This is a genomic window from Nannocystis punicea, from assembly GCF_026965555.1.
Classification (GTDB): Bacteria; Myxococcota_A; Polyangia; order Nannocystales; family Nannocystaceae; genus Nannocystis; species Nannocystis punicea.
On the sequence record NZ_CP114040.1, the window covers coordinates 10,374,180 to 10,385,648 of the forward strand.

General features: G+C 71.7%; 10 protein-coding genes. 4 read left to right on the forward strand and 6 right to left on the reverse strand.

Features of this window, described 5'->3' with window-relative positions:
- Window positions 1-222: 222 nt before the first annotated feature.
- Both O0S08_RS39760 and O0S08_RS39765 read right to left on the reverse strand, forming a co-directional pair.
- Window positions 223-681 (reverse strand): carboxymuconolactone decarboxylase family protein, encoded by a 459-nt coding sequence (locus tag O0S08_RS39760; RefSeq protein ID WP_269034704.1) that lies wholly within the window; start codon window positions 679-681, stop codon window positions 223-225.
- Entirely contained in the window at window positions 678-2,387 is a 1,710-nt protein-coding gene (locus tag O0S08_RS39765; protein ID WP_269034705.1) for a glutamine--tRNA ligase/YqeY domain fusion protein, read from the reverse strand. The genes O0S08_RS39760 and O0S08_RS39765 overlap by 4 nt, the downstream gene beginning before the upstream one ends.
- 110 nt (window positions 2,388-2,497) lie before the next feature.
- On the opposite strand from O0S08_RS39765, the gene O0S08_RS39770 reads away from it, so the two are divergent.
- Window positions 2,498-3,124, forward strand: a complete 627-nt coding sequence (locus tag O0S08_RS39770) for a hypothetical protein (protein ID WP_269034706.1) — start codon at window positions 2,498-2,500, stop codon at window positions 3,122-3,124.
- Window positions 3,125-3,460: 336 nt separating this feature from the next.
- Here O0S08_RS39770 and O0S08_RS39775 read toward each other — a convergent pair whose 3' ends face one another.
- Complete coding sequence (locus O0S08_RS39775) at window positions 3,461-4,033, reverse strand: hypothetical protein (RefSeq protein WP_269034707.1); 573 nt, start codon at window positions 4,031-4,033, stop codon at window positions 3,461-3,463.
- 756 nt (window positions 4,034-4,789) lie between these two features.
- Between O0S08_RS39775 and O0S08_RS39780 the strand changes: the two genes are divergently transcribed.
- From O0S08_RS39780 to O0S08_RS39790, 3 genes are all read left to right on the forward strand, one after another.
- Window positions 4,790-6,001, forward strand: a complete 1,212-nt coding sequence (locus O0S08_RS39780) for a cytochrome P450 (protein ID WP_269034708.1) — start codon at window positions 4,790-4,792, stop codon at window positions 5,999-6,001.
- 479 nt (window positions 6,002-6,480) lie between these two features.
- The gene (locus tag O0S08_RS39785) at window positions 6,481-7,005 is read left to right on the forward strand and encodes a hypothetical protein (RefSeq protein ID WP_269034709.1); all 525 of its coding nucleotides are present in this window, start codon (window positions 6,481-6,483) and stop codon (window positions 7,003-7,005) included.
- 120 nt (window positions 7,006-7,125) lie between these two features.
- On the forward strand, window positions 7,126-7,611 hold the full coding sequence (locus O0S08_RS39790) for a GNAT family N-acetyltransferase (RefSeq protein WP_269034710.1): 486 nt from the start codon (window positions 7,126-7,128) through the stop codon (window positions 7,609-7,611).
- Window positions 7,612-7,772: 161 nt separating this feature from the next.
- Here the strand turns inward: O0S08_RS39790 and O0S08_RS39795 are convergent, their stop codons facing one another.
- The 3 genes from O0S08_RS39795 to O0S08_RS39805 form a co-directional block, all read right to left on the reverse strand.
- Window positions 7,773-8,102: an SCP2 sterol-binding domain-containing protein gene (locus tag O0S08_RS39795; protein WP_269034711.1), complete on the reverse strand. Its 330-nt coding sequence runs from the start codon at window positions 8,100-8,102 to the stop codon at window positions 7,773-7,775.
- Between the two features lie 342 nt (window positions 8,103-8,444).
- Window positions 8,445-10,784 (reverse strand): serine protein kinase PrkA, encoded by a 2,340-nt coding sequence (locus O0S08_RS39800; protein ID WP_269034712.1) that lies wholly within the window; start codon window positions 10,782-10,784, stop codon window positions 8,445-8,447.
- Window positions 10,785-10,911: 127 nt separating this feature from the next.
- Window positions 10,912-11,460: a hypothetical protein gene (locus O0S08_RS39805; RefSeq protein ID WP_269034713.1), complete on the reverse strand. Its 549-nt coding sequence runs from the start codon at window positions 11,458-11,460 to the stop codon at window positions 10,912-10,914.
- Between the last annotated feature and the right edge of the window lie 9 nt (window positions 11,461-11,469).

Here is an 11,469-nt window from a genome sequence, read left to right on the forward strand (position 1 = left end):
CCGCAGGACACCTCTCCGCGGGGCCGTGATCTTCACGGCCCCGCGCTCGTCGTGTCCCGAGCCCGAGGCGCGGGCTCGGCCGCGAGGCCGACGCAGGCGCCCTGACAGGCCTCCGCCGGCGGATTCACCGTCCGCGGCTCGACCCGCGAGCACCGGCCTCGACCGCGACCGTCAAGGGCCTCGCCGCCGACGCGCACGAGGCCGCTCTCGACCGCCTCGCCCTCACGGCCCGACGGGGTAGCGGCTGGCGATTGCGACCCGGTTCCACACGTTCATCTGGATCGCCAGCCACTCGACCGCGGCGATCTCCTCTGACGACAGCACCTCGGCGGCCTCGGCGTAGACGGTCTCGGGGATCTGGTCGCGGGCGACGAGGGTGACGGCCTCGGTCAGCTCGAGCGCCGCGCGCTCCTTGTCGTTGAAATACTGCGTCTCGCGCCAGGCCGGCAGCACGTTGATGCGGTCGCTGGACTCGCCGGCGGCCAGCGCGTCGCGGCTGTGCATGCGCAGGCAGAAGGCGCAGTGATTGATCTGCGACGCGCGCAGGCGCAGCAGGTGGACGAAGCCGTCGGCCAGGCCGGCCGCCCGGGCGCGCTGGGTCACCTGCGCGTCGAGGGACACCACCGCCCGGTACAGCTCCGGGGCGATCTTGCCGAGGTTGACGCGGTCGTCCTGGTTCACTTGCCACCTCCCTTGGCCTCGAGCTTGGCCCACGAGTCGCGCAGGCCGATCGTGCGGTTGACGACCAGGCGCTCCTCGGTGCTGTCGCGGTCGACGCAGAAGTAGGCCAGGCGCTCGAACTGCACGCGGGTGCCGGTGGGCGCGGCGGCCATGCTCGGCTCGACGCGGGCGTCGGCGACGACCGCGAGCGAGTGGGGGTTGAGGTTGTCGAGGAAGGTCTTGCCCTCGGGCGCCTCGTTGGGGTCCTCGGTCATGAACAGGCGGTCGTACAGGCGCGCCTCGACCGGCAGCGCGTGGGCGGCCGACACCCAGTGGATCGTGCCCTTGACCTTGCGGCCGGAGTTCGGCTGGCCGGGGCGCGACGACGCGTCGAGCGTGCAGCGCAGCTCGAGGATCTCGCCGTGCGCGTCCTTCACCACCTCGTCGCAGCGGATGATGCCGACGTGGCGCAGCCGGACCTCGGCGCCCGGGCTCAGGCGGAACCACCCCTTGACCGCCTGCTCCTTGAAGTCCTCGCGCTCGATCAGCAGCTCGCGGCCGATCGGCACCGGCCGGGTCCCGCGCGTCGGGTCGTCGGCGAAGTACGGCGCATCGATCCACTCGACCTCGCCCGCGGTCCAGTTGGTCAGCGTCACCTTCAGCGGGTAGAGCACGCCCATCACCCGCGGGCTGGTCGCGTTGAGGTGCTCGCGCAGCGCGTGCTCGAGCAGCGTCACGTCGATCAGGCCGTTGCGCTTCGACACCCCGACGCGCTCACACAGGTTGCGGATCGCCTCCGGCGTGTAGCCGCGGCGGCGCAGCCCGGCCAGCGTCGGCATGCGCGGGTCGTCCCAGCCGGACACGTAGCCCTCCAGCACCATCTGCTTGAGCTTGCGCTTGCCGAGCAGGGTGTAGCTGAGGTTGAGCTTGGCGAACTCGATCTGCTCCGGGTCGCCGGGGACCGTCAGCTGGGCGAGGATCCAGTCGTACAGCGGGCGGTGGTCCTCGAACTCGAGCGTGCACAGCGAGTGGGTGATCCGCTCGAGCGCGTCCGAGATGCAGTGCGCGTAGTCGTACATCGGGTAGACGCACCACTGGTCGCCGGTGCGGTGGTGGTGCACCTTCTTGATGCGGTAGATCGGCGGGTCGCGCATGTTGATGTTGCCGTGCTCGACGTCGATCTTGGCGCGCAGCACGTGCTCGCCCTCCTCGAACTCGCCGGCGCGCATGCGGCGGAACAGGTCGAGGTTCTCCTCGACGCCGCGGTCGCGGTACGGGCTCGCCGTGCCCTTCTTGTAGAAGTTGCCGCGGTAGGCCTTGATCTCCTCGGCCGTGAGGCTGTCGACGAACGCCTTGCCGGCGCGGATCAGGTCCTCGGCGAAGTCGTACAGCCGCTGGAAGTAGTCCGAGGCGAAGTACTTGTGCTCGCCCCAGTCGAAGCCGAGCCAGCGGATGTCCTCCTGGATCGACTCGACGAACTCGACGTCTTCGGTGGCCGGGTTGGTGTCGTCGAAGCGCAGGTGGCAGCGCCCGCCGAACTCCGCGGCCATGCCGAAGTTGAGGCAGATCGACTTGGCGTGGCCGATGTGGAGGTAGCCGTTGGGCTCGGGCGGGAAGCGGGTGCACACGCGGCCGCCGCGCCGGCCCTGGGCGATGTCCTGTTCGATCCGCTCGCGGATGAAGTTCGAGGGTCCATCGTCGACTGGCGGCTGGCTCTCACTGGTCATGGCGACGAGATCCGTACTCCAGATGGGCCCGCAGGGTCAAACGGCGGCCCGCGGCGGCTTTGTGGCGGGAAATTTGCCCCGCCCGCGCGACCGGTGTTTCCTTGCGCCCCGTGAGCCCCGGAACCTCGCGCTGGACCGCCGTTCGGGCCTTCCTCGGCCGGCACGCCTACGTCGCCCTGGCGGCCGGTGCGCTGCTCGTGCTCACCCGCACCGTCGACTTCGCCCCGCCGCCGCTCGTCCGGGCCGACCCGTCCGCGCACGGCGGGGCTGCCGGCCCGGTCGAGGTGCAGGAGTTCTCGCCCGAGCTGCGCAGCCCGCAGGTCATGCAGCTGCGGCTGGTCCTGCGCCGCTACGACGACCCCGCCCTGCCGGTCAAGGCCGACGACCACGCCCTCGACGACCGCGGCGACGTCCTGTCCTCCCCGCTCGTCACCGCCGTCGTCGGCACCGAGGCCGCCGTCGACCAGAAAGTCGCGCTCGAGGGCGGCGACCTCCAGGTCCGCCTCGGCCTGCGCGCGACCCCGCGGCTCGCGCTCGGCGGCGCCACCACCCTCGAGCACACCCTCGAGGTCCGCAGCGAGCGCGCCGGCTGGCGCGGCCACGCCGAGCGCCCGGTGTTCGTCGCCGGCGGCGTCCTCGGCGACCTCGACGGCCGCGGCCAGCGCTGGGTGTTCGCCGTCGACGACCACCTGTTCAGCCTCGACCTCGAGGCAGTGCGCCCCGGCGGACCCGCCTGAGCGCGCCCGCTCCCGCCCGCACGGAGCCGGTCGCTCGACCTCGCCGCCGCGCGGCCCCTCGCGCACGCGCGAGCGAAGGGACGAACTCGTTCGGGCTTGCCCCTCGCGGACTTCTCGTCGGCGCTGCTCACACGGTGCCGGTCGCTCGATCCTCGACCTCGAGGCCGTGCAGCCCCTCGCGCCCGCGTGCGCGGAGCGAACTCGTCGAGGCCTCCCCGCGGAGCGCTCATAAACGAGGGCCGCGGCCCGTGTGCCACGTATGTCCAAAAGGACATTTCACATTGGACATGCCCCTTGCAGCATGTCCTCGAGGACCTGCTCAATCAAACCTGTGCTTCAGCGCCGGTACGGGTCGGCCACCCGGGCCAGCAGGGTCGACTCGAAGGTCCGCAGCGCGATCATCGTCCGCCGCAGCTCGGCGAACACGTGGGCCAGGTCGGGCGCCTCGGGGTACAGCACCTCTTCCCACAGGTCGTCGCTGCGGTCGAACACCCCGGGGCGGAACAGCGCCGCGTAGAACGGCGCCGGCGACAGCCCGAGCCCGAGCAGGAACAGCCGCTCGCGCTCGTCGAGCCGCCGGAACAGCAGGAGCCACTCCCACAGCGCCCGGCGCGCCTCGCCGATCGCGCGGTCGTAGGCGTCGCAGCGGGCGCGTCGGCCCCAGGGCGTCTCCGGGGCCAGGGGGTTGTCCCAGCACGACAGCGGGGTCGCCAGCGCGTGACGGACCACCCGGGCCTGCCGCGCCAGCTCTCCCAGGCCGCGGCTCAGGTGCGCGACGCTGGGGTCGCCGTCGCCCTCGCTGAGGGCCAGCAGCTCCTGCCGCCGGGCGTCCCGCTCGCGCTCCCGCGACCACCAGCGCGCCGCGGCCACGGCCGTGACCCCTGCGCTGACGGTGATCGCCCAGCTCACTGCCGTGAATGTGAACGACGCGGGGCATGAACTCAAGGCCGCCCGGGGGCGCAGTTCCGCCCTCGACCTGCCTCTCGAGCCATGTACTCCTATTGCCCCGCGCGGCCCGGCCAGCCGTCTGTCGTCATTCACGCAGCCCATTCGTCGCGCACGCATTCCCCGCATCGACCGGCCGGCCCCGATCGCCAGGGGCGGATCGTCTGCACCGGGAGTCTGCCCACGGCCCTGGCTCCTGGAGAGACGCACACCGCCTCGCGAACCCACGCCGGGCGGGAGACTCTGCGTCGCGGTGAAGGCCCGATCCACGAGCGAGGCGCCCCACGATCGCGACAACTCACCCGCTCGAGCGCCAGTGGGATCGCGGTCGGGCCGTCGCGGCAGTTCGCCGCTCGAGCCCCTCGCGCTTCAGGCCCTCGCGCTCTGCTCACGCGACAGTTCGCCGCTCGCGAGTCGGGCTCCGCTGGCGCGCCGCAGGTCCGATCCAGGAGCGAGCCACCGGCGATCGCGAACAGGTGACAGCAGCTCGCCGTGCTCCATGACCTCGAGCCGGCGCTTCCCTGGAGGCGCGAGGCTCGTCGCGCCAAGTCTATGGATTCTCTGTGAAGCGAGCGTCGACGCGGTGGCGTGAGTGAAGCGCCGACGCGATGCGACGGGGCCGACGCGGACGCATGACCGCGGACGACCGATCGTTCATCGCATTGGCTCCACCGCGAACCCGAGACACGCGGCCGACGAGGCTGGTACGGTGATATCTGGATGACTGCGAGCAACGACGCCCGTCCCTTCCTCGATTTGCACGGACCCGAATTCTCGCGCGACCCTCACGCGGTGCTCCGGGCCGCGCGCGAGCAGAGCTGGTGCGCGGACACGGCTCTCGGCCCGGCGATCCTGCGCTACCACGAGGTCCAGGCCACTCTGGCCCAGCGCACGCTGCGGACCCCCGGACCTGACTTTTTGGCCATGCAGGGGATCCACGACGGACCGCTGGTCGAGATCATGGCCGGCTTCTTGCTCAACACCGACGGCGCCGCGCACGATCGCCTGCGCCGGCTGATCAGCCGCTCGTTCACCGTCCGCCGCGTCGAGGCCGTGCGGCCGCGGATCGTCGCCATCGCCGAGGAGCTCGCCGACGCTCTGGCGGCCAAGGGCCGCTGCGACCTCGTGGGCGAGTTCGCCGACCCGTTCGCCCGCCGCGTGCTGTGTGCATTCGTCGGCATCCCCGCCGACGCCCAGGCCCGCGTGCGCCGCTGGACCGCCGACCTCGGCCTGCTGTTCGGCCTCAGCGTCGCGACTCATCGGGCGCAGATCGAGGCCTCGATGCTCGAGCTGCGCGCGTTCATCGACGACCTGATCGCGCTCCGCCGGCGCGACCCGCTCGACGACCTGCTCAGCGAGCTGGTCGCCGCCGAGGCGAACGGCGACGCGCTCACCGACCTCGAGCTGCGGGCGATGATCGTCACCTTCATGTCGGCCGGCAGCGACACCGTGCTGAACCAGCTCGGCCACGCGTTCGCGGCCTTCCTCGCCCACCCGGAGCAGTGGCGCCTGCTCGCCGCGGACCCGACTCTGGCCGCGACCGCCGCCGAGGAGGTCGTGCGCTTCTCGCCGGCCTCGCTGCTCGGGGTGCCGCGGATCGCCACCGCCGACGTCACCGTCGCCGGGCACGTGTTCCCCCGCGGCTCCTTCATCCTCCCGATCACCGGCTCGGCCAACCGCGACGCGCAGGTGTTCGTCGACCCCGACCGCTTCGACATCACCCGCAAGCGCGACGTCCACGCCACCTTCGGCGGCGGCATTCACTATTGCCTCGGCGCCGCGCTGGCCCGTGTGCAGCTGCAGATCACCCTGCCGATGCTGGCGACCCGCCTCGGCGAGCTCCACCCCGACGGCCCGATCCCCTGGCTGCCGCCGACCGAGGCCGTCTACGGCCCGCTGCGCATCCCGGTGGCCTACCGCGCCCGCGCCTGAGCCTGCGACCGACTGCTGCGATTGGCCGCGGGGCGAGCGGGATCGCAAGACATGTCCCTTCGAGCATTCGATGATCCCCCACGAGCCCGCTGGGCCGCCGTCACCGACGAGCCCGGCTGGACGTCGCGCGACCGCTCGCTCGCTGCGACGAATGCCGCGCTCGACGGGCCTGCGCGCCCGTCCGCCCGGCACCACGGTCATTGGAACTTCGGGACATATGCGCGTACCGGTCGGTACACGGGCGCGGGCCGGCGCGACCGGCGGACCGCGGGCATTCGAGGTCGCGGCGGCGGCGACCGGCGCGGGCCCGGTTTCGCCCGCGACGGGCAGCAACCGCGGTGATTGGGGCGATAGGACGGGTCACGCTCGAGGTCGCTGTATTGGTGCCACTCGTGGCTCCGGTACATAAGCAGGCCGACCATTGTGGTGCGCGTCGGTCCGGCCGACCGGCGCGGCGCCGAGGTTCAAGGAGATCCGCCATGCTCGCACGTTCATGTCTGACCTTGCTGCTCTGCTGCACCTCGACCCTCGCGGCGGCGAAGGAGCCCGCGCAGGTCGCGGCCGCGCAGGGACCCGTCGCGCGCCCGCTGGCGGCGCGCAATGTGGAGCCCGCGAACCAGCCGGGGCTCATCTCGCCCGGCAAGGAGCCCGATATCGTCCCGCCCGACTACAAGCGCGACTGGCAGAGCGAACAGCGCTTCCTGCAGGCCGGCACCGGCGTGTCGTGGGCCCTCGCCGGCCTCGGCACGATCGGCTTCGCCGTCCCGCTCGGCATGCTCAATCGCTGCAACCAGGCGTCCGACCGCGGGGCGATGATCGACTGCAGCCAGGAGCGCAGGACCGCCGGCATCATGGCCCCGATCCTCGGCGTGCTCACCATCGCCGCGCTCGTCCCCGCCGTGATGTTCACCCGCCGCCTCGTCCAGCACGACAACAAGAAGCCCGGCAAGCGCCAGCGCGCCGCCCTCGGCGTCAACACTGGCGGCCTGGTGCTGAATTTCTAAAAAAAGCAAAAGCCGCACCACGGCGAGCTCTCGCTGCGTCTCGCGAGGCGGCCCCACGTCGCGGCCGAGAGGCTTCACCGCCGCTCGCCCGCGGCGACGGCGCGGCGTATCCTCGCGGCCATGCCTGCCCGACTGCGCACCGCCGGACCCGCCGACGCCGCCGACATCCATCGCCTGATCGTCGACCTCGCCGTCTACGAGCGCGAGCCGAACGCCGTGGAGGTCACAGTCGATCAGCTGGAGGCCCAGCTCGCGGCCGAGCGCCCGCCCTTCGAGTGCCTCCTGGCCGAGGACGATGACGGCGCGGTCGTCGGCTTCGCCCTGTACTTCCACAACTACTCGACCTGGCGCGGCCGCCCCGGCCTCTACCTCGAGGACCTGTTCGTCGACCCCTCGCGGCGCGGCCGCGGGATCGGCAAGCAGCTGCTCGTGCGCCTGGCCCAGATCGCCGTCGAGCGCGGCTGCGCCCGCATGGACTGGGCCGTGCTCGACTGGAACGCCCCGGCGATCGCCTTCTACGAGTCGCTCGGCGCCCGGGCCGTGGCGGACTGGACCATCTTCCGTCTCACCGGACCTGGCCTCAAGAACCTGGCCGAAGCGACATGACCTTCGGGTCAGCCCGTTCGCGCGCCGACGGGCTGCTCCTCGGCGTCGTCCGGCGCGAGACCGACGTCCGCCGAGCGCCACTCACGACATTCGCGGACGGCCGGGCGCGACGCCTGCGACGATTGCCAATGGCGACAGGATCCGCGCTCGCGGGGCCCGGCTCACAGCCGCGACAGCTGGCCGACGCGGGCGACCAGCGACTTGCTGCCCATCACGACCAGCCGGCCGGCGGTGGCCAGCGCGTCGACGGTGCTCGGATCGCCGGTGACCAGGCTGGTGAAGTCGGCGCTGTCGATCGCCAGCTCGCATTGCGCACCCGGCCAGTAGCCGGCCCACACGCCCGTCTTGGCGCGAGTGACCTCGACCCACCATTCGCCGCCGCCGGGGCCGGAGATCCGGAACTGATACGTCCCGCCGATCTCGGCCGCGGCCGCCGGATTACGGCGGAGCGCCGCCGGCAGGTCCTCGTTGAAGAAGCGCTGGACGTTCATCCCCGGGTGTTGCCGCCGGCCACCCTGACACGCTGTTCTGCTGGAGTCAACGATCGCGCCCCCGCTGCCTGCGTCGCGGGAGCTGGCCTCGTGGAACGCCTTATCGGCCGCGAGCGGCGCTTCCGGCGTCGTCAGCGCCTGGTCGTCGAACCAATGGTAGTACCCGGACACACTGCGACATATCGCGCGCTACCGCGCAATATGCAATCGTGACGTCTCGCCGTGAAACGGGGACCGCGCTCACCTCAATGATCGCTCGCGGCCTCCGGCGCGCCGTGCGTGGCGCTCCAGGAGGCCCGGGGAGCGGCTCGCGTGGGCCCGCGGACCTTGCCGGCCCGGCCGTCAGTAGCGGGCCTTGGACAGCTGCACGAGCGTCTCGCGCAGCGTCTCGCGGGTGTGGCGCTCGCGCCTCAGCCCGCCGTCGTGGTTGCCGAGCAGGATCTCGAGCGCGCGGCGGGCCACCTGCTCTTCTTGCGGGGCGAGCGGGTTGTCGGCGCGGCGGTCGTCGGCGAGGAGCTCGAGCATGCGCTGGATCCCCCGGGCCACCAGGCCCTTCTGCTGGCGGTAGTAGTCGTCGCGCAGGCGGTAGAAGTAATCGGCGAAGATCTCGGCGTAGGCCGGCTCCTCGTCGGGGTGGCTGAGCGCCCAGGCGCCGATCCGCGACAGCAGGTCGGTGCGGAAGTGCGGGCCCGCCTTCGGGTCCATCGTCTTCTCGAGGCCCTGCATGAACTTCTCGTCCGGGTCGCGCAGGTTGCCGGTGACGGGGTCGAACATCTTCTCGCGCTTGACCGCGTGCTTGACGTGGACCACGTACTTCTTGAAGACCTCGAGGTAGCGGGCCTCGTCGACCAGGCCCATCGCCTCGCGGACCTCCCAGTCGGACGCGCTGAGCCAGTAGTTCCAGGCCGCGGCGGTGATGCTGCCCTCGCCGTCGAGCAGGTGGAACCCGCTCGCCGCCTTGGGCAGCAGCATCCAGCGGTGGTTGAGCGCGTCGCCCATGAACTTGCGCAGCTCCTTGAACAGGCGCGGCACGGTGACGCAGGTGGTGCCCGGCTCGCTGGCGGCCGCGAGCAGCACGCGCTTGAGGTCGCGGACCGACGCGCCGAAGCTGCCCTCGTAGTCGCCGAGCAGGTGCTCGGCCCCCTCGGCGCGCACGACCGCCTGGGGGAACCGCTCCAGATGCATCTGCGGGACCGCCAGCAGCAGCTCGCGGGCCTCGTCGCTGGTGAGGCCGGCGGGCACGCGGCCGTAGGCGTAGAGGTCGGCCTTGTCGAGCGGCCCGAGGCGCGACAGCACCGCTTGCAGCTTGGGCGAGTAGTCGGCCGGGTTGGGCGGGCGCAGGCGGGTCATCACGCCCCACAGCGCGAGGATCCGCGGCACGTGCGGGGCGATGTGGATGCCCCGCAGCACGTCGCCGACCTGCTCCTGGTAGACCTTGCGCTCGACCCGGTAGTCGAGCAGGTACGGCACCGGGATCAGCTCGAGGCGCCCGCGCAGGCTCTGGTACTCGCCCGAGCGCAGCGCGCGGAACTCGAGCAGGTTGAGGTCGTTGGCCGAGCCGCTGAACACCACGTCGAGCGCCAGCACCACGTGCTCGAGCGCGACCTGCCCCGACTCGGTGGCCGTCAGCAGGTACTTGTAGTGCTCGTACGGCCGCTTCAGCAGGTCGCTGAAGTTGATGAGGCCGCGGTTGGCGTCGACCAGGTCGCCCTGACACGCGAACAGCACCTGGCCGCCGACGGCCGGCGGCAGGCTGGCGTAGGCGCGGTCGCCGGTGACCGGGAAGCTGCGCGCGTCGGCGGTCTGCTTCGGCTCGACGGTGACGAGGCCGCTGCGGTACTGCCGGCTGAGGAACAGCCGCTCGACCTGCACGTGCTGGTACACCTTGCGCAGGTCGCCCTGGTAGATGTTGAGCAGGGCGTCGAAGATCCGCCGGTTGCGCTGCGACAGGTCGCCGCGCAGGGCCGCGTCGCCGATGACGAAGTGCTCGAGCCGGCTGTCCTTCGGGTCACGTGCCTGCGCCGCCGTCAGCTGCGACTGCAGCAGCGCCGCCCGCTCGGGCACCGGGATCAGGTACAGCGGCGGGTCCTTGTTCTCGTCGCTGAGCTTGGCGTCGATCGCCTCGGCGCCGAGCTTGGCGAAGGTCGCCTCGCCGATGGCCGCGCTCCACGGCCCGCTGCCGAACCCGATCCCGCCGCTCTTCGAGCTCTTGTTGGGGAACACCCACGAGAAGCGGTAGAGCGCCCCGCCGTCGGTCTCGGAGTAGGCCTCGAGCGCGCGCATCACCGCGTCGAGGAAGGTCGTCTTGGCCGAGCCGTTGGGCCCGTGCAAGAGCAGCAGCTTGTTGACGCGGCCGATCCGGACGAAGCCGTCGAGCGCCTCGTAGAAGGCGTTCTGGGCCGGCTCCTGGCCGACCAGGCGGCCCGAGCCGCCGTCGAACTCGCAGTCGAACAGCTTGAAGCGCGCGACCTTGCCGCTGGGGATCCGGACATCCCGGCGGCCGTAGAAGTCGAAGCAGTCGCGCAGGTACTGCGCCGCGTTGCGCGCGTGGACGTGCGGCTGGGTGCACAGCAGCTCGAACCACTCCTCGAAGCTGAGCACCCGGCGGGTGCTCTCGAACTCCTGGGCGACCGCGGCCGCCAGCGCCTCGATCCTCGTCTTGGCGCTCACTGGCTCGTCCATCGCTGCCTCCGTTCGTCGCTCGGCGACGAGAAGCCCCATGGTAATCGAGCTCGCCGCGCTCGGCAAAAAGCCGGGGCGCCCGGGGCGCGAGGCCGACCCTCGCGAACGACGTTCGCGAGGCCCTGCGCTACTTCACCGCGACCTTGAAGTCGACCTTCTGCGTGACCGGCGAGCAGGCCTCGTCCTGGCACACGGCGAACTTGAACTCGCCCGTGAAGGCCTTGTCTCCGGCGGAAGTGGGCGTGAACTTCACGGCGAATTCCGCGCTCTTCTCGTCGAGCTTGGCGGCGTCGGCCTTGGCCAGGTCGGCCTTCGGCAGGGTGACGCCGTCAGGCGCCGACAGCGCGAGCTTGGTCGGGAAGTCGAGGTTGATGTGCCAGGGGCCCTGCGGCACGGCTGCGACGGTGATCACGCCCTCGCGACCGACGGCGGCGTCGGCGGGCGGGGTGATGCGGAGGGCGAAGCGGTCGTCGCCGGGGCCGTCGACGATCTTGACCTTGTCGCCGGCCGGGGCGGCGTCGGCGGTCTTGGCCGGTTCCGCCGGCTTCGCGGCCTCGGCGACCGGCTTGGCCTCGGGGCTCTTGGCATCGGGGGTCGCCGGCTTCTTCGGGTCGCCTCCGCAGGCGGCAGCGAGACCGAGCACCAGCAGCGCGTAACGCGACGAACGAATGGTCATGGCGCGCGA